25 protein-coding genes and 1 riboswitch are annotated in these 24,331 nt (G+C 37.1%); of the genes, 23 read left to right on the forward strand and 2 right to left on the reverse strand.

The features are described 5' to 3' along the window. The first annotated feature begins 106 nt into the window (after nucleotides 1–106). Nucleotides 107–1,273: an NO-inducible flavohemoprotein gene (gene hmpA / locus ACMZ42_RS04710; protein ID WP_415730774.1), complete on the forward strand. Its 1,167-nt coding sequence runs from the start codon at nucleotides 107–109 to the stop codon at nucleotides 1,271–1,273. A 67-nt stretch (nucleotides 1,274–1,340) separates the two neighbouring features. Here hmpA and ACMZ42_RS04715 read toward each other — a convergent pair whose 3' ends face one another. Further along, complete coding sequence (locus ACMZ42_RS04715; RefSeq protein WP_415730775.1) at nucleotides 1,341–2,174, reverse strand: MetQ/NlpA family ABC transporter substrate-binding protein; 834 nt, start codon at nucleotides 2,172–2,174, stop codon at nucleotides 1,341–1,343. Between the two features lie 550 nt (nucleotides 2,175–2,724). On the opposite strand from ACMZ42_RS04715, the gene ACMZ42_RS04720 reads away from it, so the two are divergent. The 22 genes from ACMZ42_RS04720 to ACMZ42_RS04825 all read left to right on the forward strand — a co-directional run bounded on the left by ACMZ42_RS04720 (nucleotide 2,725) and on the right by ACMZ42_RS04825 (nucleotide 24,101). Next, complete coding sequence (locus ACMZ42_RS04720; protein WP_415730776.1) at nucleotides 2,725–4,194, forward strand: 4-hydroxyphenylacetate 3-hydroxylase family protein; 1,470 nt, start codon at nucleotides 2,725–2,727, stop codon at nucleotides 4,192–4,194. Beyond that, entirely contained in the window at nucleotides 4,157–5,572 is a 1,416-nt protein-coding gene (locus tag ACMZ42_RS04725) for a 4-hydroxyphenylacetate 3-hydroxylase N-terminal domain-containing protein (protein WP_415730777.1), read from the forward strand. Before ACMZ42_RS04720 ends, ACMZ42_RS04725 begins: the two co-directional genes overlap by 38 nt. 16 nt (nucleotides 5,573–5,588) lie before the next feature. Beyond that, on the forward strand, nucleotides 5,589–6,632 hold the full coding sequence (locus tag ACMZ42_RS04730; protein WP_402870088.1) for an LLM class flavin-dependent oxidoreductase: 1,044 nt from the start codon (nucleotides 5,589–5,591) through the stop codon (nucleotides 6,630–6,632). 16 nt (nucleotides 6,633–6,648) lie between these two features. Next, entirely contained in the window at nucleotides 6,649–7,701 is a 1,053-nt protein-coding gene (locus ACMZ42_RS04735; RefSeq protein ID WP_415730778.1) for an LLM class flavin-dependent oxidoreductase, read from the forward strand. 396 nt (nucleotides 7,702–8,097) lie between these two features. Beyond that, on the forward strand, nucleotides 8,098–9,159 hold the full coding sequence (locus ACMZ42_RS04740; RefSeq protein ID WP_370077072.1) for a YeeE/YedE thiosulfate transporter family protein: 1,062 nt from the start codon (nucleotides 8,098–8,100) through the stop codon (nucleotides 9,157–9,159). 17 nt (nucleotides 9,160–9,176) lie between these two features. Continuing rightward, a complete protein-coding gene (locus tag ACMZ42_RS04745; protein ID WP_132361421.1) occupies nucleotides 9,177–9,401 on the forward strand; it encodes a sulfurtransferase TusA family protein in 225 nt (74 codons plus the stop codon). Between the two features lie 280 nt (nucleotides 9,402–9,681). Beyond that, nucleotides 9,682–9,942, forward strand: a complete 261-nt coding sequence (locus ACMZ42_RS04750) for a metal-sensitive transcriptional regulator (protein WP_132361424.1) — start codon at nucleotides 9,682–9,684, stop codon at nucleotides 9,940–9,942. A 93-nt stretch (nucleotides 9,943–10,035) separates the two neighbouring features. After that, the gene (locus tag ACMZ42_RS04755; RefSeq protein WP_415730836.1) at nucleotides 10,036–10,326 is read left to right on the forward strand and encodes a rhodanese-like domain-containing protein; all 291 of its coding nucleotides are present in this window, start codon (nucleotides 10,036–10,038) and stop codon (nucleotides 10,324–10,326) included. Between the two features lie 12 nt (nucleotides 10,327–10,338). Beyond that, nucleotides 10,339–10,635 (forward strand): rhodanese-like domain-containing protein, encoded by a 297-nt coding sequence (locus tag ACMZ42_RS04760; RefSeq protein WP_415730779.1) that lies wholly within the window; start codon nucleotides 10,339–10,341, stop codon nucleotides 10,633–10,635. Nucleotides 10,636–10,701: 66 nt separating this feature from the next. Then, nucleotides 10,702–11,256: a sulfurtransferase TusA family protein gene (locus ACMZ42_RS04765; protein WP_415730780.1), complete on the forward strand. Its 555-nt coding sequence runs from the start codon at nucleotides 10,702–10,704 to the stop codon at nucleotides 11,254–11,256. 12 nt (nucleotides 11,257–11,268) lie between these two features. Continuing rightward, nucleotides 11,269–11,664 (forward strand): DsrE/DsrF/DrsH-like family protein, encoded by a 396-nt coding sequence (locus tag ACMZ42_RS04770; RefSeq protein WP_370077063.1) that lies wholly within the window; start codon nucleotides 11,269–11,271, stop codon nucleotides 11,662–11,664. An 82-nt stretch (nucleotides 11,665–11,746) separates the two neighbouring features. Continuing rightward, nucleotides 11,747–12,874, forward strand: coding sequence for an MBL fold metallo-hydrolase (locus ACMZ42_RS04775; RefSeq protein WP_415730781.1), 1,128 nt, complete (start codon nucleotides 11,747–11,749; stop codon nucleotides 12,872–12,874). Between the two features lie 149 nt (nucleotides 12,875–13,023). After that, on the forward strand, nucleotides 13,024–13,251 hold the full coding sequence (locus ACMZ42_RS04780; RefSeq protein WP_402870236.1) for a sulfurtransferase TusA family protein: 228 nt from the start codon (nucleotides 13,024–13,026) through the stop codon (nucleotides 13,249–13,251). Nucleotides 13,252–13,337: 86 nt separating this feature from the next. Further along, entirely contained in the window at nucleotides 13,338–14,114 is a 777-nt protein-coding gene (locus ACMZ42_RS04785; RefSeq protein WP_402870100.1) for a sulfite exporter TauE/SafE family protein, read from the forward strand. Nucleotides 14,115–14,127: 13 nt separating this feature from the next. Next, nucleotides 14,128–14,832 carry a DsbA family protein gene (locus ACMZ42_RS04790; RefSeq protein ID WP_402870103.1) on the forward strand — a complete coding sequence of 235 codons (705 nt, stop codon included), beginning with the start codon at nucleotides 14,128–14,130 and terminating at the stop codon, nucleotides 14,830–14,832. A 225-nt stretch (nucleotides 14,833–15,057) separates the two neighbouring features. Next, nucleotides 15,058–16,008: a c-type cytochrome gene (locus ACMZ42_RS04795; RefSeq protein ID WP_415730782.1), complete on the forward strand. Its 951-nt coding sequence runs from the start codon at nucleotides 15,058–15,060 to the stop codon at nucleotides 16,006–16,008. 256 nt (nucleotides 16,009–16,264) lie between these two features. Continuing rightward, the gene (locus ACMZ42_RS04800; RefSeq protein ID WP_415730783.1) at nucleotides 16,265–17,098 is read left to right on the forward strand and encodes a M23 family metallopeptidase; all 834 of its coding nucleotides are present in this window, start codon (nucleotides 16,265–16,267) and stop codon (nucleotides 17,096–17,098) included. An 85-nt stretch (nucleotides 17,099–17,183) separates the two neighbouring features. Continuing rightward, nucleotides 17,184–19,172, forward strand: coding sequence for an ABC1 kinase family protein (locus ACMZ42_RS04805; RefSeq protein ID WP_415730784.1), 1,989 nt, complete (start codon nucleotides 17,184–17,186; stop codon nucleotides 19,170–19,172). A gap of 456 nt (nucleotides 19,173–19,628) precedes the next feature. After that, nucleotides 19,629–20,837, forward strand: coding sequence for an NlpC/P60 family protein (locus tag ACMZ42_RS04810; protein WP_370077051.1), 1,209 nt, complete (start codon nucleotides 19,629–19,631; stop codon nucleotides 20,835–20,837). A 573-nt stretch (nucleotides 20,838–21,410) separates the two neighbouring features. Then, nucleotides 21,411–21,959: a hypothetical protein gene (locus ACMZ42_RS04815; RefSeq protein WP_415730785.1), complete on the forward strand. Its 549-nt coding sequence runs from the start codon at nucleotides 21,411–21,413 to the stop codon at nucleotides 21,957–21,959. Nucleotides 21,960–22,192: 233 nt separating this feature from the next. Further along, nucleotides 22,193–22,395: riboswitch (cobalamin riboswitch) on the forward strand. Between the two features lie 199 nt (nucleotides 22,396–22,594). Further along, on the forward strand, nucleotides 22,595–23,137 hold the full coding sequence (locus ACMZ42_RS04820) for a hypothetical protein (protein WP_415730786.1): 543 nt from the start codon (nucleotides 22,595–22,597) through the stop codon (nucleotides 23,135–23,137). A gap of 1 nt (nucleotide 23,138) precedes the next feature. Continuing rightward, nucleotides 23,139–24,101 carry an ABC transporter substrate-binding protein gene (locus ACMZ42_RS04825; RefSeq protein WP_415730787.1) on the forward strand — a complete coding sequence of 321 codons (963 nt, stop codon included), beginning with the start codon at nucleotides 23,139–23,141 and terminating at the stop codon, nucleotides 24,099–24,101. Here ACMZ42_RS04825 and ACMZ42_RS04830 read toward each other — a convergent pair. Beyond that, the coding region (locus ACMZ42_RS04830; protein ID WP_415730788.1) for a hypothetical protein at nucleotides 24,094–24,331 on the reverse strand (238 nt) is incomplete at its 5' end. The two genes, ACMZ42_RS04825 and ACMZ42_RS04830, sit on opposite strands and share 8 nt — an antisense overlap.

A 24,331-nucleotide genomic window follows, 5' to 3' on the forward strand; every position in this document is an offset into this window, starting at 1 on the left:
TATTTAAAATACATTAATTATGTCCATTTTGTTAAAGATGTATTTTATATATTGCTTTTAAAAAGTGAGAGCGTTATATTGTAATCACGAAAGGGTGGTAAGCGATATGTTAAAACAAGAAACAGTACAAATTATTAAAGCAACAGTTCCTGTATTAGAAGTTCACGGAGTGGAAATTACTAAAACATTTTATAAAAATTTGTTCCAAGCTCATCCAGAATTATTAAATATTTTTAACCATACAAATCAAGAAAAAGGTCGTCAGCAAACAGCATTAGCAAACACAGTTTATGCGGCGGCAGTTCATATTGAAAATTTAGAAGCTATTTTACCAGCGGTGATGTTAATTGCTCATAAACACCGTAGTCTAGGAATTTTACCTGAGCATTATCCAATAGTAGGAGAAAACTTACTAAAAGCGATTAAAGAAGTGCTTGGTGATGCAGCAACAGATGATATCATTAATGCATGGGCTGAAGCATATGGCGTCATTGCAGATATCTTCATTCAAGTAGAAGAAGAGCTATATCAAAAAGCTGAGGGTAATGGCGGATGGCGCTTATTTAAACCGTTGAAAGTAGCGAAAAAAGTAGTAGAAAGTGATCTTGTTACATCTATCTACTTTGAAAATGAAGATGGTTCCCCTCTACCAGCTTATGAGCCAGGTCAATATATCAGTATTCGTGTGAAAGTACCAGGTGAAGAGTATTTAATGAACCGTCAATATACACTTTCACAAGCAAGTACAGAAGATGGCTATCGTATTTCTGTAAAACGTGAAAGCGATCATACGCCAAATGGTAAAGTATCTAACTTTATTCACGACGTATTAGAAGTCGGAGATTTAGTGGATGTAAGTGCTCCAGCAGGACTATTTGTCTTAGAAGAAACTTCTGCTCCAATTACATTTGTAAGCGGTGGTATCGGGGTAACACCATTAAACAGTATGCTGCAATCACTAAAAGATAATGCGGCAAATGAAGTAAGCTTTATTCAATGTGCGCGCAATGAAAAAGTTGTAGCATTTAGCGATGACATTCAAAAGAAAGTAAATGTGCTTCCAAATGCAACATACACGGCGTTATATTCGGATGAAGATAAGAAAATAACAAAAGAATTTTTAGCTGAAAAAGTAGCCAACAATGCAGATGTTTACGTATGTGGACCTGCTGGCTTTATGGAAGCGGTCATTAAAAATTTACATGAGATTGGCGTGAAAGACGAAAAAATTCATTATGAATTCTTTGGTCCAGCCATGCAATTAGTAAAATAAGATTTTTAAAATTATGGGTGACGTGCTCTTATTTAAAAGCACGTCATCTTTTTAATTTCATAAAGAATTAGTTTTTAAAATAATCTGGTCGATGAAATCCTTCGTAGTCTTTATTGGATTCAATAAATTTCTGAAAATCTGCAGAATGATATGCTTCAATTAAATCCTTTACAAATTTTTTATCTTTATCCTCAGTGCGAACTGCTAATAGGTTTTGGTATTCGAAAGTTGGGTTCTCTAATGCTAAGTTCGATGATAGTTTTCTTCCAGATGACAAAATAAAGTTACCATTTACAAGTGCAAAATCTACGTCAGACAGTGAACGTGGCAATTGTGCTTGCTCCATTTCGACGAAATCAATGGTGTATACATATTTAGTGATATCTTGTTTACTCACTGTAGTGGGTGAATAACCTTCTTTTAGTTCAATCCATCCAAGATCGTCTAAGATTCGTAGAGCACGTGCAATATTAGCTGGATCATTAGGAATTGCTACTGTATATTCTTTATTTTTTTCTAAACTGTCGATAGAATCAAAACGATCTGAATAGACCCCCATTGGTGCAGTAGGAACTTTAAGTATTTCTGTCAAATCTAAATGCTTCTCTTTTTTAAAGTTTTCCAAATAGGCTGTGTGTTGAAAAATATTAGCATCAATTGAGCCATCACCTAAAGCGATATTAGGCTGGATAATATTACTGAATTCAATTGTTTCAATTGTGTATCCTTTTTCTTTTAGTATCGGTGCAATGCCAAGTTGAAATTGGTCGCTGTATGGACCGGGTGTAAAACCTATTTTAATTGTTTTATTTGATGGATCTTGTGCAGTCCCGTTTGAATTACAAGCTGCTAACACTGATATCAATAGCATAGTACTTAAAAGGAAAAGAAATTGTTTCATTTTTTTTATCCTCCATTATCTAAAAAAGTAATATTGACACTGACTACTAGATATAAGCAATAAAAAAACGCGTAAACGACAATTGTTTACACGCCTCCGGTGATTCCGGTCAGTAATTATTTTAATACCAATTGGATTAGTAGGATTATAGCAAACGCTTTTTTATAAATCAATAAGTTTTTAACTTCTTTCAGTAAGTGTTTGGGTAGCGAAAGTGAAGAGACAGGTAACAGAAGTCTCCCACTTCTATAGGTGGTGAGATGAATGCGGCGGACGCAATTTAGCCGTGGTAAATTGATAAATTAATTTTAAAAGTATACTTGACTTATTGGTTTTGTTTGGTTTAATATGTAAATTAATTTATATAATGTGGCGACTGAAAAAATCGGAGCTTTAGTTTTAGAACTAAAAGCTCCGATTTTGTTTTTTGCCTAAAAAAATATTCATAGTGACCATAAAAATGGAGCTCTCATTGATGTCTTAAGCGAAGATTTGCGAAGGAGATTTGGTGGGAGTTTTTTGTGTTCATGAAAAGGAGTTGGAGAAATAAATGTCTTTTAGTGGAAGTTTGAAAGATGGAAGAAGTGTGTGGCTGGACGGAGTAAAAGTGGACGTAACAACTCATCCTGCCTTTACGGGAACATTAGAAACTATCACAAATTTAATAGCACTTCTAGATGATGAGAAGAATCAAAGCATTGCAGGCTTTAAAAGTCCGAAAAGTAATCGATTTGTTCATAGTGCATTTTATATTCCACGTAGCTATGAGGATTTAATAAAGCGTAAAAAAGCATTTGCTCTATGGTCGAATAAAACCTATGGAGTGATGAGTCGTTTATCAGATTATGCTAATTCTCTAATTACCGGATACTATTTGGATCGTCATCAGTTTGCGCAATATGATGTTGGATTTGTTGAAAAAATAACGAAATATTATGAGTTGGCTAGAGATGAACGGCGAATTGTTACTACTGCAATTTTGGATCCTCAAATTGATCGTTCGAAACTAGCAGAAGAGCAAGATGAAGATGCATTATTGCGTATTATACGGGAGACCGAGGAGGGGGTAGTTGTACGAGGGGCTAAAATGATTGCAACTGGTGCTCCGTATGCACATGATGTCATTGTTACTTCTCCGCAAAAATTATCATCAAATCAAATAGCACAAGCAAATATGTTTATTGTGCCATTAAACTTACCTGGACTACAAATTGTTTGTCGAGAATCATTTGCTTCAAATAAAGAACATCATAAATTAAGTTCAAGATTCGATGAAATGGACGCTGTTTTATTATTTGACGATGTTTTAATTCCGTGGGATAGGGTGCTTATTAAAGGTTCTCCTGAGGGCGTGTTGAAAGCTCATCAGCATCAGCAAATCGATGCGCTAGCACAGCATCAAACGGTGGTTCGTTTACTATCAAAATTAGAATTTATTGCTGGAGTTACAACAGCAATAGCTCAATCAATTGGTGCAGATTACTTTCTACATGTTCAAGAAAAAATAGGGGAGCTTTATACACAAATTGATAGTATTGAAGCTTTATTAATTTCATCAGAAAAAGAAGGGCATCTAAATGAGCAGAAAGTTTATTTACCTAATATTACGCCACTCCAAACAGCAAGAAATTTAGGTACCCATTTCTATGGCCGTGCTCTAGATATTTTAAAGCAGATTGGTGCAGGAGGCTTTATTCAATTATCGTCATTTCCGATCCCAGAAAATCATGAGCTATATCCGTTATTTTCTAAATACTATAAAGGGGCAAAGGTGGATGCACAAACTAAAGAAAAGTTATTTAGAATTGGGTGGGAGCTTATTGGCAGTCAACTCGGTTCACGTCATGATTTATACGAACGGTTCTACACAGGGGATCCAATTCGCGTCTATGCATTGCAGTATGAAACTTATGATAAGTCCTATTTGAAAAATAAGTTAAATCATTTTTTGAATAATTTGATTGAAGGGGAGGTAAACGAAGATGAATACGCCGATTCCGTATTTGCAGAGGTTGAATAATGGGCGAACAGTTTGGTTAGATGGGGAGATTGTTAATAATTTAGAAAACCATAACGCCTTTAAAGGGACTGTTCAAACAATACAGCATTTATTAAATTTACAAACAGTGGAGCCGACAAAATCGATTTTAACGTATGAAACGGAAAAAGGTACAAATGCCCATTTATCTTTTTTAGTTCCAACATCAATCAATGATTTGAAAAGGAAAAGTTTAGCTTATAAATGCTGGGTAGATGAAACATTTGGCGTAATGAGCCGTTTATCCGAATATTCTCGTTCGCAGTTAGTAGGTTGGTATGCAAGTAGACAACAATTAGATGTTTTGACACCGGGCATTGCAACAAAGCTTGAAAAACTATACGAAGAGTCGCGTGATTTAGATTTATTATCAACGGTAGCTGCACATGACCCGCAAAAAAACCGTTCAAAATCTGCTGAAGAGATAGAGCACGGGAAATTACGTGTAGTTACTAAAAATGAAGAAGGCATTTTTGTGAGTGGTGCTAAAACAATTGCTACAGCAGCACCATATGTAGATGAACTGCTCATAACCTCTTATCATAAGCGAGGGTTAGAGGAAGCACTAATGGCAAATGTATTTTATGTTCCAACCTCAGCTCAAGGGCTACATATGGTATGTCGAGAATCGTTTGCTTCAACTGATACAAACAACCATCCTTTAAGCTCTCGTTTTGATGAAATGGATGCTGTCTTAATATTTGATAATGTTCTAATCCCTTGGGAAAGGGTGTTGGTAGCAGAAGATCCTGAATTAGCTTGGAAGCTACGAATAGAAACGGCATCATCCTTGTTAAGTCAGCATCAAACGGTTGTACGCCTGATTAGTAAATTAGAATCGGTCGTCTCAATTGGCAACGAACTAGCGGAAACAGCTGGAGCGATGGAGTTTTTACATGTAAAAGAGAAGTTGAGTGAGTTAATCATACAGTTAGAAACGATAAAGGGCTTATTAAATGCGGCTGAATATGAAGCTATCGAACACAATGGAATTTATCTACCTAAACAACGATTTTTAACGACTGCCCGAAATTTAGGTACACGTTATTATCCACGTGCTTTGGAAATATTACAGCAAATTGGAGCAAGCGGATTACTGCAAGTGCCGTCTACTATTGAAGAAATCAATGGGCCAATAGGCGACAAGTTACAGTCGTATTATGGAGGTACACATACAAGTGCCTTTGCAAGAACCAAATTTATTAAACTAGCTTGGGATTTAATAGGTAGTCAACTTGGAGCGCGTCACGAATTATATGAACGTTTTTATTCAGGTGATCCTGTTCGTACCTTTGCAGCGCAATATCAAAATTACAGTGAAAAGGATCGATTGTTAAAGCTAGTGGAAGAATTTAATTAGGTAAGGAGAGAGAACTATGAAACCACATTTTTATTGGTTTGCTCCTACAAATGGAGACGGAAGGTATTTAGGGTTAAAGCAGCCTGAAAGAGAGCCGACCTTTGAGTATTTAGTAGATGTAGCTCAAACAGCAGAAAAAGCAGGATTTGAAGGGATTTTGATTCCAACAGGTATTCCTTATTTAGATTCTTGGCTTGTGGGGTCTGCGATCATTCATCAGACAAAGCATATAAAACCGTTAATTGCATTTAGACCCGGCTTTGTTTCACCGACAGTTGCATCTAAAATGGCAGCAACTTTAGATCAATTTTCGAAGGGGAGAGTGTTGGTCAATGTTGTAACGGGCGGTTCAGAAAAAGAGCTAGCACAAGACGGTGACTATTTATCACACCAACAACGCTATGAACGTACAGATGAATTTTTAACTGTAGTGAAAGAAACATGGCGAGGAGAATCGTTTCATCATGATGGCGAGTTTTTTAATGTAACTGAAGGAAAGTTGATTCCTACTCTTTATCAAGAAAAAGGTATTCCTATTTATTTTGGAGGTTCTTCCGATGTGGCTAAGGAAATAGCTGCTAAAGCTGCAGATGTTTATTTGCAATGGGGGGAGCCAATTGCGAGCATTCAGGAACAAATTCAAGATGTTGAAAGACGAGCTAAAAAGTATAATCGTCAATTAGAGTACGGTATTCGAATTCATATAGTTGTACGGGATACAGAACAAGAGGCTTGGGATGCTGCTTATAACATTATTAGTAAAATTGAAAACCCTGTACAATCGAATCTTAATCGATATTATGAAACGGTAGATTCAGTGGCTCAAAAAAGAATGAATGTCCTTACTGCTGAAAACGAGCGATTTGATCAATACAGTTGGGCAGGTATCGGGAAAATTCGAAAAGGTGCAGGAACCGCCATTGTTGGTACACCGGAGCAAGTAAAAGCAGGGTTGCAAGCGTATATTGATATCGGCGTAAGGCACTTTATTTTATCAGGCTTCCCTCATAAAGAGGAAGCGGAAATTTTCGGAGAAAAGGTATTGCCATTATTTGAGTAAATGGAGTGATCATTGAATGGAATTTGTTATTTGGGGCTCAAATTTAGCAGGTGGATTTTTACGTTCTAGGATAGAGCAAAATACAGAAGGAAGCTTTGAGTACAATAAAACATTGATAAAATTGGCTGAAAAGTTAGATATAAATGCTGTTTTATTTCCAATTCGATATATGGGTAATATTGGTGGTAATGATAGTGCTGAAGAAGGGCAGCTGGATGCCCTAACGATTACGGCAGCGTTATTTGCTGAAACGAAAAATATTCACTTTATAGCAGCTGTTTTGCCTGGGTTCATCCATCCAGCAACTTTAGCTAAAATAGGTTCAACAATAGACGTCATTTCAAATGGGAGATTTCATATTAATTTAGTGAGTGGTTGGTTTAAAAAAGAGCAAGAAACCTTTGGTATTGAGTGGATCAACCATGAAGATCGGTATCGACGTTCAACAGAGTATTTAGAGGTATTGAAAGGTCTTTGGTCACAAGACAACTTTAGCTATGAGGGCGATTTCTATACAATAAAAAATGCTACGCTTACACCAAAACCAATTCAAAAGCCATATCCTTCAATTTATCAAGGTGGTAATTCAGAAGACGCTCAAGTTATGGCAGGCGTGCACAGTGATGTTTATTTTATGAACGGAGCTCCGATTGTAGAGTTGCAAAAACAGATTGAAAATGTAACTGAGATTGCGAAAAGAAAGGGGCGGACGATAAAATTTGCTGTTAATGCATTTGTGATTGCCCGTAAAACTTCTGAAGAAGCGTTCCGAGAATTTCAATCTATTATTGACCATGCAGATGAAGAAGCAATCCTGCAGTTCCAGAATCGCAAAGAAACGTTAGGGATGTGGAAAAATGCCACTCAGTTAAGTGATTTTGTAGCTAATAATGAAGGTTTTCGTACAGGGTTAATCGGTAGTTATGATGAAGTAATTGCTAAATTACAAGAATTAAGTAGCATCGGTATTGAAAAGGTACTAATTACATTTAAAGAACCGTTAAAGGAATTACCGGAATTTCATAAACATGTTAGCACAAAACTAAATCACAGTATTTTTAACCATTAAAACATTGTAATTCTATAGGTTAAATAAAAAATGGGGGGTGTTATAAAGTATATTTTTATTTGTGCAGAGCGTACAATTCCTTTGAAATCATACTGCGAAAAAAACGAAAACAATCTATAAGAAACCTTTACAAAGAAATCAAAAATTCACATGAGATTGGCATGAAAGACGAAAAAATTCATTATGAATTCTTTGGTCCAGCCATGCAATTAACAAAATAAATGAACCCTTGTTATAAGAAGCAGTTATTTGCACTTGTAGCAAGGGTTTTTGAGTGCGTAGGTTTGAAAGAGTTATTAGATTTTTCATTTTTTTTAAAAAAGTGATTGAATTCGTAGTAAAACAGGTGGTAATATATCTTATAAGAATACTTGGATATCGAAAGGGGAATTATGGATGGTCCAAATGGTTATTACAGGACTTATTTGTGGAGCTTTACTAGGATTTGTAATGCAGCGTGGTCGTTTTTGCTTGACTGGCGGCTTCCGCGATATGTATTTGACAAAAGATAATCGTATGTTTTACGCATTACTGATTGCGATAGCAATTCAAAGTGTTGGTGTATATACCTTAATTAGTTTAAAGGTATTTGAATTCAGTGCTGGTTCTTTACCAATAGTAGCTGTTATTGTTGGTTCATTTATTTTTGGGATTGGCATTATTTTCGCTGGTGGTTGTGCAACAGGGACTTGGTATCGTGCTGGAGAAGGTTTAATTGGCAGTTGGATTGCATTAGCTGGGTATATGCTTGTAGCAGCAATGATGAAATCAGGTGTATTGCTGCCATTAGATAAGGCTATTAAAGAAACGAGCATTGAAAGTAATTCTATTGCCGAGACAATTGGCGTAAACAACTGGTTGATTATTACGATTTTTGTAGTAGTTGTTGCATTGATCATTTACCGTGAGCTCAAGAAGCCACGATTGAAAATCCCAGGGTTAAAGCCGAAAAAAACGGGATTAGCACATATTTTATTTGAAAAACGTTGGCATCCATTTATAACTGCAACAATTATTGGCGTAATTGCAACTTTAGCGTGGCCATTAAGTGTTGCTACTGGTCGCATAGGTGGGTTAGGCGTTACAACACCTTCTGCTAATATTTTGCAATTTTTAGTGACAGGACAAATTAGCTTCATCAACTGGGGTGTTTTCCTTGTACTAGGAATTTTCTTAGGATCATTATTCGCAGCAAAAATGAGTGGCGAATTTAGATTCCGTATTCCAGATACAAAAACAGCGATAAACAGCTTATGTGGTGGACTTATGATGGGGTTCGGCGCAGGTTTAGCAGGAGGTTGCTCAATTGGTAATGGATTGGTGATGACAGCGATGATGACTTGGCAAGGTTGGATTTCATTAGGGTTTATGATTTTAGGTACATGGACAGCATCTTACTTTGTATTCGTTCGACCAAGTAAAAAGGCTAAGCAAGCTGCGCGAGTAATAACAGCATAAAAAAGGAGTGTATTCATTTGAAAAAAACATTAGAAGTAATGGGGATGGTTTGTCCATTTCCTTTAGTAGAAGCAAAAGAAGCTATAAAAGATTTACATTCAGGCGATGAATTAGAAGTGCAATTTGATTGTACACAAGGTACAGAATCCATTCCTCGTTGGGCTGCTGAAGAAGGGCACGAGGTAACGGAGTATGAACAAGTTGGCGAAGCTGCTTGGACAATTACTATTAAAAAGAAATAAGCCTTCATAGCAATGTGCTATAAATTCTATTTAAGCGAGAAATTCGATGATGCATCGTCGGATTTCTCGCTTTTTTTAACTTATTTCAGCGGTGTTTACACCCGCTGAAATAGAGGAACTCAGTCTATTGACGGAATAAAACGTTGCTACAAGAGGGAAATGACATTGTAACGATGATTAAGAAAAATTCGAGCTTTCATGTTGACATTATACCTAATGGGGTATATTATGAATCACGTAAGCAAGTTCAATCAATCGTTTTGAAGGGAGGCGTGATAGTATGGCTTACGGTACAAAAACAGCTAATCGAGTGAAGCGAATAGAAGGTCAATTGCGTGGTGTTTTACGCATGATGGAAGAAGAAAAAAACTGTAAAGATGTGATTACACAGCTATCTGCCGTGCGTTCTGCGGTTGATCGGACTATTGGAGTAATTGTTAGTGAAAATTTATTGGAATGTGTTACGACTGCTGAAGGGGATGCGGGAAAAGTGAATACAGCCATCCAAGAAGCGATGGATTTAGTCGTGAAAAGCAGATAAATTTATATACCCTAAATAGTATGTGGGAGGAGGTAGTGTTACTTGGGAACATGGATTTTACTTGCTGTTGTTATTGCATTTTTCGTTTGGCGAATGAAGCCAACGAAAGGGGTGCAGTCAATTTCGGCGGCGCAATTGAAAAATATTTTGAATGATAAGGATAAAGTTTTTATCGATGTGCGTACACCTGCTGAATATAAGGGGCGAAATATCCCACAATTTAAAAATATTCCACTTGGTTCGAGTTTTGATAAATTACCGAAAGATAAAGAGATAGTGGTCATTTGTCAAAGTGGGATGCGTAGTAGTCAGGCGTGTAAGCAATTAAAAAAACAAGGATTTGAGCGTGTCACAAATGTCCGTGGTGGCATGAGTGCGTATTAGGAGGAAAATAGCATGAAGGAAATTTCGGCAAAAGAAGTACAACAAGCTTTAGAGCAAGGTCAGGCAATAAATTTAATCGACGTACGTGAAGTAGATGAAGTTGAGGCGGGACACATACCGGGCATTATTCATATCCCACTTGGCTTACTTGAATTTCGTCTGCATGAGCTAAATAAAAATGAACCATATGTTATGGTCTGTCGATCAGGTGGTCGTAGTGGAAGTGCTACTCAGTTTTTAGAAAGCCAAGGTTTCAACGTATCCAATATGGTTGGTGGTATGCTCGCTTGGGATGGTGAAGTAAAGTAAAACCTGTAACGATTGCTATATTTTTTTAGCAAAAACAATACCCTTATAGGTATATAGGAGGAAGTTATGAGTATTAAGGTAGATTTTCAGCTAGATGCCAAGGGTCTTTCTTGTCCTATGCCGATTGTTAAAACGAAAAAGGTGATGACTGATTTAGTAGATGGTCAAATTTTAGAAGTCTCAGCGACAGATAAAGGTTCGAAGGCGGATATTGCTGCATGGGCTGAATCTGTGGGCCATCAATATATTGGGACAGTGGAAGAAGAGAGTGTGCTTAAACATTACATTCGTAAATGTTCAGATGACACAATGGATGAGAGAACATTTGAACAGACAATTGAGTTAGAAGAGGTTATGGAAAGAGAAGGTCTTATTCTCGATGTTCGTGAGAAGGCGGAGTTTGCTTTTGGGCATATTGAGGGAGCAAAGTCTATTCCGATGGGGGAACTAGAAGCTCGTCTTTCTGAGCTTGATAAAGAACAAGAGATTTATGTCGTATGTCGAACAGGGAAGCGTAGTGATTTAGCTGCTCAAAAGCTTACAGCACATGGCTTTACAAAGGTATTTAACGTTCTACCAGGGATGACTTCCTGGACGGGAAATTTAACAAAAAATATTTAGGAGGAATTTATTATGTCAAATAAAGTAGCGATAATTGCAAGTAACGGTGGTCTTTTCGATGCGTATAAGGTGTTCAATATTGCGACGGCAGCGGCTGCTACAGAGAAAGAAGTAGCCATCTTCTTTACATTCGAAGGTTTAAATTTAATTCATAAACAAGGAATGCACGCATTACCTATGCCTGCGGGAGCGGAGCATTTTGCAGAAGGGTTTGCTAAAGCTAATGTACCAGCAATTCCGCAATTGGTGGAAATGGCACAAGAATTAGGTGTGAAGATGATCGCGTGTCAAATGACTATGGATGTAATGGGTTTAACGACAGCGGATTTTATTGAAGGTATCGAGGTTGGGGGAGCTGTGACGTTCTTAGAGTTTGCAAAAGATGCAGCACCGTCATTAACATTCTAATTAATTTGTAACTATACAAGCGGAGAGGGTAGTCCTTTCCGCTAAAAAAATCAATAAAACAATACCTGAGGGGGTAACTAAAGTGTCAGTTCTAAAATGGAGCGCAGCACAAGTAGCGAAAAAAGTAATTAATAATGAAGAATTATTTATTTTAGATGTTCGAAATGCGGATGCATTCGAAGATTGGAAAATTGATGGACATAAATTTGAATACCTTAATATTCCGTATTTTGAGCTATTAGACGGCGTCGAGGATATTTTACCGAAGATTCCAGCTGATAAGGATGTGTTAGTCGTTTGTGCGAAAGAAGGGTCATCTCTGATGGTAGCCGAGATGTTATCAGAAGCGGGACGCACGGTGGCTTATTTAGAAGGTGGAATGAAAACGTGGAGTGAATATTTAGAACCGATTAAAGTTGGAGATTTAACAGATGGTGGTGAGCTTTATCAATTTGTACGTTTAGGGAAGGGTTGCCTTTCTTATATGGTCATCTCTGAGGGAGAAGCTGCGATTATCGATGCTGTGCGTTTTACTGACACATTCACAAGCTTTGCGGAAGAGAAAAACGTAAAAATTAAATATGTGTTCGATACACATTTGCATGCTGATCATATTTCTGGTGGACGACATATAGCAGCTACTACTGGTGCGGCGTATTATTTACCACCAAAAGATGCAGAAGAGGTTGTGTTTGACTATACACCTTTACTGGATGGAACAACTGTACAAGTTGGCGCCTCTAAAATTGATGTAGGAGCGATTTATTCTCCTGGTCATACAATTGGTTCAACGTCATTTGTTGTGGACAACAAGTATTTATTAACTGGAGATATTTTATTTATTGATTCAATTGGACGCCCTGATTTAGCGGGTCTTGCAGAAGATTGGGTTGGTGATTTACGCGAAACACTTTACAAACGATACAGAGAATTATCGGATGATTTAATTGTTTTACCGGCTCATTTTATGATTATTGATGAACTAAATGAAGATGGAACTGTAGCAAAACATCTTGGGCAATTATTTGCCGAAAATCACGGCTTAAATATTAAAGATGAAGCAGAATTCCGAAGCGTGGTAACAAAGCATTTGCCTCCACAGCCAAATGCATATCAAGAAATTCGTCAAGTAAATATGGGTAAGATTACCCCGACGCAGGATGAGCGAACAGAGATGGAAATTGGTCCGAATCGCTGCGCAGTTCGATAGTCCGTTAAGTGAAATGCAATGAGTACGCATGCATGGTTATAGCATGTAAATACCGCGAAGCGAAGGCGCTCATCCTTCGTAAAGTCGTGAAAAAACAAACAGAACCGGCAAAATCGCTTACAACCTTTGCCGTTCCAAAGGAGAAAAATATGAAATCAAACTTACAACTAGATGCAAAAGGTCTATCTTGTCCAATGCCTATAGTGAAAACAAAAAAAGCGATAGATACATTAGCTTCAGGGGAAGTTTTAGAGGTTCAAGTAACAGATAAGGGAGCGCTAGCGGACATCCCTGCTTGGGTAAAAGCCGGTGGTCATACAATTTTAGATAAAACTGAAGACGCTGGTGTCATTACATTCTTTATTCAGAAAGCTTAAGACTGGAGGGGGTTGTCTATTGGAAAGTAGAACACCCCTCCTTTTGTTATTGGTTCTTAGTGAAGTAACCAGAAAGAAGGAAGAGTATGGATTTAGCATGGATTATTACAATATTTTTGATTGGCTTTGTCGGTTCGTTTGTATCAGGAATGCTAGGAATTGGCGGAGCAATTATTAAATATCCAATGTTATTATATATCCCACCTTTACTTGGCTTTGCAGCATTTTCAGCACACGAGGTGTCAGGGATTAGTGCAGTAGAAGTGTTATTTGCTTCTATGGCAGGAGTATGGGCATATCGAAAAGGTGGTTATTTAAATAAATCACTGATTATATATATGGGTGGTGCCGTATTAGTAGGGAGTTTCGTTGGTAGTTATGGTTCTAAATTTTTATCTGAAGTGGGCGTTAACATCGTTTATGGTGTATTGGCGTTGATTGCCGCGGTGATGATGTTTATTCCTAAGAAGCAAATTGACGACAAGCCTTTAGATGAGGTAACGTTCAATAAACCGATAGCAGCCGTTTTAGCGTTTATTGTTGGTATTGGATCGGGGATTGTCGGGGCAGCTGGTGGTTTCTTGTTAGTACCGATAATGCTAGTAGTATTAGGTATACCCACACGTATGACAATCGCTACAAGCCTTGCGATTACCTTGATATCCTCAATAGGTGGAACGATTGGAAAATTGATGACGGGACAAGTTAATTACTATCCTGCAGTCATTATGATTATAGCTAGCCTAGTAGCTGCTCCATTAGGTGCAAGGGCAGGGAAAAATTTAAATACGAAAATTTTGCAGGCTATTTTAGCAGTACTTATATTGGCAACTGCTATCAAAATTTGGATGAATATATTATAGGAGGTAGTTGTAAATGAAAATTGAGGTTTTTTCCGATTTTACATGTCCGTTCTGCTATATTGGCAAACGAGAATTGGAGCGTGCTATTGACTTAGCAGGTTATTCAGGGCAGGTAGAAATTGAATACAAAGCATATCAAATTGGACCAGATACGCCTAAGAAAGATGCACCAACTTTATATGAGGGTATGACTGCGAAATTTGACTCCACGATAGAAGAAGTAAAGGAAATAACTAAGGGTATAGCAATACGGGCCGAAGAGGTTGGCTTGCATTACAATTTTGAGGATATGAAAACAGCTCATACTGAAAAAGCTCATCGATTGGCAAAATGGACAAGAGATTTTGGTAAAGAGTCGGTTTATACGGAAGAACTTATGAGTGGTTATTTTTTGGAAGGAAAAGACTTAAACGATGATAGGTTCTTGTTAAAAGTCATTGAAAATTTAGACTTAGATGTTGAAATGGCAAAGGGCGTACTAGCATCAAAAGACTTCAGTGAAGTTTTAGATAGAGATCGATATGATGCCCAACAGCTAGGTATACAAAGTGTTCCGTTCTTTGTTTTTGAAAATCGTTACGGTATTAAAGGTGCAGAGCCAACTGAGGTTTTCGTACGTACTTTACATCAAGCGGCGGAGATAGCGGGTATTCAGCCGGTTTTAAAGATGGTAGGTGATGGTGAAGCTATTTGTGCTGATGGTGAATGTAAATTATAAGAATACGCTAAAATGCTGGGTGCAATGCTGTGCTCGGCATTTTTGTATTAGGAAATAATTCATACTGTATGAGGTATTAAGTCTTGTTTAATGTGTTATAGAACAAAAGAATTTGTAATTATATCCTCTAAATGGTTCTATTTACGTGAAGTGTGAGAAAAATCACATCGAAAAACATCTCGTTTTGCTAAAATATAGGTGATTATACAAAGGGGGGTATTGTAGATGAAACCTATAGTAGCAGGGGTTGCGGGGACAGTGCTGTTAGTAGGTACACTTTTTGTGGGGGCGGTCATTAGCGACAAAATTTTAGGGGATGCTAAAGGAGAAAGTAAAGAAGTTGCTGTACAAACAAAAATACCAACGACAGCAGCTGCTCAGTCAGTTGTCTATGCACCGCCAAGTATTGAAGAAGTACCAGATGGACCTATGAAGGAAGCGATATTATACGGCTATGAGCTTGTAAATAATACACATGTTGCTGCAGAAGAATATGTTGGGAATCAGTTGTCTTGCACAAGCTGTCATGCAGGAGCGGGTTATGATGAACAAGTTTCGTCATTGGTAGGTGTTATGGCGAATTATCCTCAATATATTGCACGCTCAGGTGATATTGTAACGATTGAGGAGCGTATTAACGGTTGTATGGTTCGCAGTATGAACGGTAAGAAATTTGACATGAATAGTAAAGAGTTAGAAGCAATGGTCTCATACTTCGCCTATATTTCAGAAGGTGTACCGATCGGGGCAGAGCGTGAATGGGTAGGTACAAGTACTATGAAGAACATTCCTATACCCGATGTTAAGAACGGTGAGGAAGTATATGCCCAGTCTTGTATTGCTTGTCACGCAGCTGATGGCTCAGGTACAGGTGCTAATACAGGTCCAGCATTATGGGGTAAAAACTCATTCAATGATGGAGCGGGTATGGCGAGAATGTCAAAAATGGCTGGCTACATCAAACATAATATGCCAGTTGGTGCAGAGGGTACTTTAACAGATCAAAATGCCGCTGATTTAGCAGCCTTTATTTTATCGCAGGATCGACCTGAATGGAAAAATCATGATAAAGATTGGCCAGAAGGCGGACGTCCTAATGATATTATGAATAAAGAAAAACGGGAACAAGTTAAAAATGGCACAATAAATTGGGAGCAAGTACTTTCTACTAATTAAAATGAGGGACTATCCCTTGCGAGTAGAAATAATATACGTTTCGATTTACCTTTAGATAATTTTTTGTCTAAAGGTATTTTTTTATCTAAAGATGGAAATCTACATCTGAGGCCGTATAGGCGCGTTATCCTTCGATTGCTATATTTAGTAATGGTGATTATTATTACGGATTTTAGACATAAGGAGGAAGTTTATTATTAAAAAAGTGTTGCGAAAGTATGGTTACACAAATGGTGCTTTAATAGGATTTATTTTATTGTTATGGATCAGTGTCTTTTTTATTGGTGGCATATATGGAGCGTATTCATGGGCAATACTTAAATTAGTTTTACCAATCGTAGGGGCGCTAGGATTGATGATTAATTTGATTATGGTGATTATATTTATTATTAAAAAGCAGAAAGGTGTAAAGCTGTTTATTAATATAGTCGTAAACATAATGTTAATCTTTCCAATACTAATGACCATGAATATTATTTCTTATGCTTACCCGAACACTATTGAACGTGCTCAACCATCTATAACTGTAAGCTGGCCTTTAACTGCAGAAACTGTAATTGGGTGGGGCGGTAATGATGTTAAAGATAATTTGCCTCATGCAGTATGGGCATCAGAGAGATGGGCCTACGATTTAGTAATGGAACCATATAATGTTAATAGTGAAAGTAATGAGGATTACGGAATATGGAATAAAGAAATTTACTCACCTGTTTCTGGAGTTGTTATTGCTGTTTCAAATAATGAAGCTGACATTACACCAGGGACAGAAGATTTTAAGTCGATTGAAGGAAATTACGTGTACATAAAAATAAACGAAACAGGTACGTATCTTTTACTTAATCATTTTAAAAAAGGTAGCGTATCTGTTGAAGTTGGAGATGCTGTAGAACCTGGAGATTTCATAGGGCGTGTTGGAAATAGCGGTTCATCCTCGGAGCCTCATTTGCATATTCACCATCAAAGACAAGATCCAACGAAAGTTATACATCCTGTCTTAGCGGAAGGGCTGCCTCTATTTTTTCAAGATATAGATGGTGACCTCATGCCGAAAAAAGATACTATTATAGAACCACACCCTTTATTAAAGTAACTATTTCTCTGGCTTTATACAAAGATGTACAGGTCGTATTTTGTTATACTAGCAGTATTAGGAAGTAGCATCGGAGGTGACGCTGTTGATTTTTTTGAAATTTTTAATCGAACTCATTGTTGTATCAGTGCTTATTTATTTTGTAAGTGGTCGATTAATTGGTTCAAATATTAATTTTATACGTAGGGTTCTTTCTGTAGTTATTAGTGTGACGCTAACGTCCTTTGTTTACTGGTATACCTATTTACGCCATACAGATTTTTTATACGAACCAATGATGCAAACAGTGACAGAGGTTAGTACACTTGTTTGGATTGGTTGCATGCTACTAATTTCGATGTTACTCTACCTCGTTTTTGAGCTTTTTGATCCAAGTGGTATTACAGCTAGAGATCGTCGGAATGGCAAAAAAAATTTATTATTGCGCCTTCGTAGTTACTGGCGACAGCAAAAGCGTTTGCGTCAGGTGTTAAAAATAGCAGTGACAAATGGTGTTGTTCAAACGATTAAATACGCAAGACAACGAGAAAATGAAAAGGAGCTTGCCGTTGCTTTAAGGATAACTTTGGAGCAATGTGGTGGGATATTTATTAAATTTGGTCAGGTACTTTCTACTCGTAAGGAACTGTTTTCGCCTATTTTTATTGACGAGTTAGAGAAGCTACAACATAATGTGAAGCCTTTATCGTCAGAGCAGGTATCACAAATTTTAGAAGATTCACTTCCGAAGCCTATGAATGAAATATTTGTAAGCTTTCAAATGGAGCCTATTGCGGCAGCATCTATTGGACAAGTACATAAGGCACGATTGAAAAATTTTGATGAAGTCGTGGTGAAGCTACTACGTCCAGACGTGAAGGAAATCATGCGAGACGATCTCGATATTTTAGAGGAATTTGCCAATTGGCTTTCAAACAAATCTACATGGGCTGAGTCACTTGGTTTTCGAGAGCTTGCTAAAGGATTTGGCGATGGGTTACGCGAGGAAGTTCATTTAGATATTGAGGCTCGTAATACATTGCAGGTGACGAATGCTCTTACTAAAAGCGATTATAAGGTGAAGATTCCTAAAATCTATACAGAATACTGTAATGAAAATATTATTGTCATGGAATATGTACGGGGGAAAAGCGTTGCAAATGCTGCGGCTGAATTTAATCGATTAGGAAATAATCGTAGGCAGTTTGCACAGACTGTTTTATACTCCTTCATTGAACAGATGCTTGTTTCGGGTATATTTCATGCAGATCCACATCCAGGAAATATTCAGATTGATGAGACGGATGGTACACCGATACTCCTTGATTTTGGGGCTGTTGGACGTTTGGGAGCTACACAACAAGAGGGCCTAAAGCTAATTTTAATGGGGATTCATCTAAATGATTCAAATACTTTATTTGACGGCGTAACATTATTGGTTGAAAATGCTGATCATGCAGATCGTGCAAAGATAGAGCAAGCGATTGATCAAATTCTCTTGAAAATTTCTTACGTGGATCGAATTCCGACAGAAGAATTAATACATGCGTTATTTACGGTTGTTCGGGATTTTGGTCTTGCTTTCTATCCAGCAGTAGGTTTAGCGCTGCGTTCATTAGTAACATTAGAGGGGACTTTACGGGTAATTGACCCGAATTTTGATATTTTTACGGAAGCGAAAGATTTTTCATCTGCATATATGCGAGCATCCTTCCTGAAGCCATTTAAAGAACCGATGGCAACGAAGGAACGTTTACAAGAAGAATTAGCAATGCTTATTCCGGCATTGCGCAAAATGCCAAGACGAGTTAACCAGCTCATTCAACGGGTAGAGAGTGGAAAAATTATCTTACATCACGATATTTTTTCGGATGAGGATAATGCTCGTTTTATTACAAATTTGTTTTCCCGTTTCGTCTTACTTCTCGTAGGTATTACCTTTGGCATTGTTTCTGTAGCACTTTTAGCAATCTCGCAATTTATTCGTGATGCATACGCTGTTTATTTAAATACAGCTGCATACTTGGGATTGTTTTTATGTGCCATTCTTTTGGTACGCCTTTCTATCCAAGCGTTACGTTCTATGAGGCAATAGGAAGCGCCAACTTGGAGTGGAAATCAATATCTTTGTTCATTGAAATACATTTGCGACAAGATGAGGTAGGGGAAATGCTCCCTTACCTTTTTTTATTTTAACTTCTTTTAGCCGATTCTGGACGCAATTATGCAGAGGCATAATGGGTAAATGATCTCGAGAAATATTACAAAAACATTACAAAACAGAAATTGGGTCTAATGGTAAAGTAGTTAAAAACGTTGTTATGTAGAATAAAACGTAGTTTTGTAGAATTTAATAGAATTTACGTGAATATTACAAGAATGTTGCGAGTTTTACTAAACGATTAAAAAGCCGTGAAATAGTATAAAAGTTATGCTAATAATGCTAAACTTTAAAAGGCTAATAAATATATAAGAGAAAATAAAAGAAATCGTTCCAGTGATTACATTAAAATACGAAGAGCGAAATTGACTAGTGAAGGGGAAGAATAACGTGGGTAAGCGCAATAAATGGCGTAAGTCGATGGTGCTAGCATTAGCACTAGCTGGCGGCTTATTATTTAATACAGTTCAACCAACCGTAGTGCACGCAGAAGAAACATCTCAACAAATGATTGATAAGAAAGCTAAAATAGATACAGAGGTTAAAAAGCTACAAGAAGAATTAACTAATTTACAAAAAGAGATCGATGAAAAAGTAAAAGTATTTAACAAAGTACAAGCAGATATTAAAGAAGTTGATGCAAATATTGTAGATACTAAAAAACGTATTGAGCAACGTTCAACAATTTTAAGTGAACGTATGGCTGCATACCAAGCTCAAGATAACACTGTAGGTATATATTTAAGTGCTGTTCTTGAATCGAAAAGCTTTGCAGATTTAATGGACCGTGTCGTAGCGGTAAAAACATTAATGGATGCTGACCAAGAATTAGTAGATCAACAAGAAGCGGATAAGGCTAATTTAGAGAAACAAAAAACAACATTAGATGAAAAACAAAAAGAGCTTCAAAAACAATTCCAAGAGCTTCAACAAAAGGAAAGCGAAATGGAAGTAAAAAAAGCTGAGAATGAAGCGAAATCTCTAGCTTTAAAGGCACAAATTGCAACGAAACAAGAAGAAGAACGTTTAGAAGCAGAACGTAAAGCAGCAGAGGAAGAAGCAGCTCGTTTACGTGCACTTCAAGCAGCTACTCCAGTAGTACAAGCAACAAATAACGACGTTAACAATAATACTAGTAACAATAATAATAGTAACAGTAATACTAGCAACACTAACAATAGTGGCAAAGCGAACAATGAAAAATCACTACAAAAAGTCGTTGTTGGTTCTGGTTCAGGTACTGCATCTTCAGGTGATGCAATTTCAACTGCAAAGCAATTCTTAGGCCGTAGCTATGTTTGGGGCGGCAGTAACCCATCAACAGGATTTGACTGTTCAGGTCTTGTGCAATGGTCTTACAAACAAGCAGGCGTATCTTTACCACGTACAGCATCACAACAATATTTAGCAACACAACGTATTTCAGCAAGTGAAGCACGTGTAGGTGACCTAGTATTCTTCAGCTATGGTTCAGGCATAGCGCATGTAGGTATTTACTTAGGAAATAACACGATGATCGATGCTCAAAATAAAGGTGTTGTCATTGAATCACTTGATTGGTGGAATCAATATTTAGTAGGCTTCGGTCGTATTCAATAAGCCCTACTATTATATAGACGATTTAAATAGCAAAAAGGTCATCTTTGTAAAAAAAAATTACAAAGATGACCTTTTTTAATATTTGACGGTATTCAAGATTTTGCGAGTAAACCTATCATCCTTGATATAGTGATCCATTAATTTAGGCTCGACTAGTCGATGAATAATGAGTAAAATAACATCTAGGATGAATTTATTTACATAAGTAGATATATTTACTACCATATTACCAGTTACTAAAATGAAAATAGAGCCGATGTAAGGTATAGCATCAATTATCCATATAATGATTGCCATCGTTATAGCGTATTTCGCTTGGATTCATAGAAGGCTAATTCCGATTATAAAGCTAACATGTAAAATGTGTCTTTTATAGCCGAAAGAAATGTTTCCTTGCATATTGATACTCATTTCTGATAATTTTGAAATATAATAATTAGGTACCTTACTTTGAAATTAAAAGTGTTTGTGACTTTAGTTTCGTAGTAGTAAAGTAACGAATGATAGAAATTAATACAATACTTACAAGTTTACCATTTTTACGTTCTGAAACAATAAAGGTAGGGATGAATCATGGAAAAAGAGATTTTGCAACTTTTTAGTAATTTAACAGAGCGTGACCTTGATATTCAATACAAATCATACGAAGAATTAATGAAAATTATGGAAGAACCAGTTGATTGGACATATTCAGTTTGGGAACAACTTGTTCAAGCTCTTACATACAAAAATGGACATGTACGTGCAAGTGCTGCACAATTTTTATGCGCATTGGCAGCAAAAAGTGATCCTGAAGAAAGAGTATTAGAGGACTTCTTAAAGATTTGGGCAGTAACGTATGATGAAAAAACAGAAACTTCGAGGCATACTTTGCAGGCGATTTGGAGAATAGGTTTAGCAGGGCAGGTACAAAGAGATTTAGTCGTGTCATATTTGGCGAAAAGATTTCAAATATGCTTAGACGAAAAGCACCCGACATTGATACGCTATGATATTATTGTATCTTTTAAAAAGCTATTCGATGCAACGAATGACCCAAAACTACTAGAGATTGCACGGCGTTTAATTGAAGAAGAAGAAGATGTTAAATGCAAAAAGAAATATAAGAATGCCATCCGTTAAAAGATGTAAAATAGCTGTTTTTTGCGCATGCTTTCGTTGAGAGATAGCTTTTATATCATCAATCTATGAAATATAACAAATACCTGCACGAGCATGTGAAATGCCCGTGGGGTAACGAATACACCCGCGTGCATAAGGTGATACCTGCATGGTCTTTATCCATCGTATTTGTTTATTCTAATTCCACAGCTATTTTTTCCTATTAATCTATGTTAAACTGCTAAACAAGTGAATAATTCTTGCAGAATAAGGGTGCTAAACTATAGCATAATCGGGAATTCGGTGAAAAACCGAAGCTGTTTCCGCAACTGTAAGTACAGAAAACATAAAGATTCACCACTGTCGAAATATTTGATGGGAAGGTTTTTTATGACTCACAACGTGAATGTAGTGAACTGTACAAGCCAGGAGACCGACCTTTGTTTGAACGTATGATAACTCTTCGGAAGCTAGGAGAAAATGCGGCAATTACATAGGCTATGTTGTGTCTATACGACACTATTTATGTTATTTTCGTTGTTTCCTTAGGAGTGGGAACAACGTTTTTTTATGTACACTTATCTTTCACCTGCTGGAATCCTAAGAAGGTGTGAATAAAGTAAGAATTTTTCACGAAGGAAAGTGGGGACTTAGATTTGAAAAAAGATGCACGTTATTCTTGTTATCCATTTATGCGTGAAAAGGCATCAACGGTAGATTTTGAAATTCGAACAGATAGCCTTACAACACATATTGGCGTCGCTTTGGCGGCGGTAAAAAAGGAAACGGTAGCGGTAATAGCAGATGATTTACTAGCAATTTTACCAATGGCTTACCATGTAAATGGCTCAGTCCGAGGCAAATTAGCGGTAACTGAAGATGATTTGACCTGGCTAAGTGATCGCTATGATTTCTATGTTAGTCATGTTAAGGATGAAATACAAAACTTTGTATTACCTCAAGGGACAGAGGCTGCTACTGCATTACATTTATGCCGTAGTGAGGCGAAAAAATCATATCGCGTTTTGCACAAAGTATCTGAAGAACGGGAAGTACCTGCTATTCTTTTTGATTATTTAGGATTACTAGCCAATGTCTTTTTTGTAATGGCTGTCTTTATGAATCAGCAGGCTGGTATTGCTGAAATACCGTTTATTAGTAAGTCATACCCGATGAAAAAGAAAAAGGAGAATCAATGAAATGAAGAAAATGTTTAAGCTACAATGGCTTTCTGTGTTAATGTTAGCACTCGTTTTAGTTGGCTGTGGCGCGAAAGAGGATATTAATAAAGAGACTATTTCTAAGGAAGATCAACAAGTTGAGAAAACTAGCTATAAAGTTAAGGATGACCGTGGCGTAGAAGTAGAGTTTGCTGCCGCACCTAAAACTATTGTTTCATTGCAACCAAGTAATACAGAAATTTTATTTGCTCTAGGTGTGGGGGATAAAATCGTTGGTGCAACTGAATATGATACGTATCCGGAAGAAGCGCAAAAAATTGAACGTGTTTCTGATTCTGTAAAATTCAATAGTGAGCGTATTTTAGCGTTAAAGCCAGATGTCGTTATTGCCTATACAACTGGAGGCGATGAAGAAAATTTAAATGCCTTAAAAGGTCTCGAAGATGCAGGTATTAAAGTGTTTGCCATTCAATCGGCTAAAACATTTGATGATGTGTACGGGGATATCCAACAAATCGCAACAGTTATGGGAATCAAAGATAAAGGCGACAAGTTAAATGATGATATTAAAGGTAAAATTGCAGAAGTCCAAGCAAAAGTTAAAGATGTGAAAGAACCAAAAAATATCTATTTAGAAATTAGTCCGAAGCCAGACATATATACACCTGGTTCTGGTACATTCCAACAAGAGATTTTAGATGCTGCAAATGTTAAGAACGTTTTTGCTGACCTCAAAAGTTGGGCAAAGGTATCTGAGGAAGATATTATTTCAAAAAATCCAGATGTCATTTTAACAACAGTAAACTATGGGAAAGAACCAGTGGCAGAAATTCTTTCTCGTGATGGATGGAATTCAATCACTGCCATTCAAAATAAAGCGGTTTATTCTATAGACACTGATATTTCAAACCGTCCGGGTCCGCGTATTGGCGAAGCTGTTGAGTTAATAGCAAAAGCAGTTTACCCTGAGTTATTTAAATAGTATTTTGGAGCTGTCCTTTATCAAGGGCAGCTTTTTTGATGGATAATAGTGAAATGTCAGGGTAAAAACCCGTTTCTCTTCGGTGAAGAAGTGTCGGTTGGAGTGGATAACTGATCCGCTTAGAAGAGAAAGTGATCGGTTGGAGTGGATAACTGATCCGCTTAGAAGAGAAAGTGATCGGTTGGAGTGGATAACTGATCCGCTTAGAAGAGAAAGTGATCGGTTGGAGT

Source organism: Lysinibacillus sp. NPDC056185 (genome assembly GCF_047737915.1).
In the GTDB taxonomy this organism is placed as follows: domain Bacteria; phylum Bacillota; class Bacilli; order Bacillales_A; family Planococcaceae; genus Lysinibacillus.

Coding starts and splice junctions, on each gene's coding strand:
- ACMZ42_RS04715 (WP_415730775.1), bottom strand. CDS start 2,174: ATGAAACAATTTCTTTTCCTTTTAAGTACTATGCTATTGATATCAGTG.
- ACMZ42_RS04765 (WP_415730780.1), top strand. CDS start 10,702: ATGAGTATTAAGGTAGATTTTCAGCTAGATGCCAAGGGTCTTTCTTGT.
- ACMZ42_RS04790 (WP_402870103.1), top strand. CDS start 14,128: ATGAAAATTGAGGTTTTTTCCGATTTTACATGTCCGTTCTGCTATATT.
- ACMZ42_RS04825 (WP_415730787.1), top strand. CDS start 23,139: ATGAAGAAAATGTTTAAGCTACAATGGCTTTCTGTGTTAATGTTAGCA.
- ACMZ42_RS04735 (WP_415730778.1), top strand. CDS start 6,649: ATGGAATTTGTTATTTGGGGCTCAAATTTAGCAGGTGGATTTTTACGT.
- ACMZ42_RS04740 (WP_370077072.1), top strand. CDS start 8,098: ATGGTCCAAATGGTTATTACAGGACTTATTTGTGGAGCTTTACTAGGA.
- ACMZ42_RS04770 (WP_370077063.1), top strand. CDS start 11,269: ATGTCAAATAAAGTAGCGATAATTGCAAGTAACGGTGGTCTTTTCGAT.
- ACMZ42_RS04755 (WP_415730836.1), top strand. CDS start 10,036: ATGAAGCCAACGAAAGGGGTGCAGTCAATTTCGGCGGCGCAATTGAAA.
- ACMZ42_RS04760 (WP_415730779.1), top strand. CDS start 10,339: ATGAAGGAAATTTCGGCAAAAGAAGTACAACAAGCTTTAGAGCAAGGT.
- ACMZ42_RS04725 (WP_415730777.1), top strand. CDS start 4,157: ATGAATACGCCGATTCCGTATTTGCAGAGGTTGAATAATGGGCGAACA.
- ACMZ42_RS04815 (WP_415730785.1), top strand. CDS start 21,411: ATGGAAAAAGAGATTTTGCAACTTTTTAGTAATTTAACAGAGCGTGAC.
- ACMZ42_RS04780 (WP_402870236.1), top strand. CDS start 13,024: ATGAAATCAAACTTACAACTAGATGCAAAAGGTCTATCTTGTCCAATG.
- ACMZ42_RS04730 (WP_402870088.1), top strand. CDS start 5,589: ATGAAACCACATTTTTATTGGTTTGCTCCTACAAATGGAGACGGAAGG.
- hmpA (WP_415730774.1), top strand. CDS start 107: ATGTTAAAACAAGAAACAGTACAAATTATTAAAGCAACAGTTCCTGTA.
- ACMZ42_RS04750 (WP_132361424.1), top strand. CDS start 9,682: ATGGCTTACGGTACAAAAACAGCTAATCGAGTGAAGCGAATAGAAGGT.
- ACMZ42_RS04785 (WP_402870100.1), top strand. CDS start 13,338: ATGGATTTAGCATGGATTATTACAATATTTTTGATTGGCTTTGTCGGT.
- ACMZ42_RS04720 (WP_415730776.1), top strand. CDS start 2,725: ATGTCTTTTAGTGGAAGTTTGAAAGATGGAAGAAGTGTGTGGCTGGAC.
- ACMZ42_RS04795 (WP_415730782.1), top strand. CDS start 15,058: ATGAAACCTATAGTAGCAGGGGTTGCGGGGACAGTGCTGTTAGTAGGT.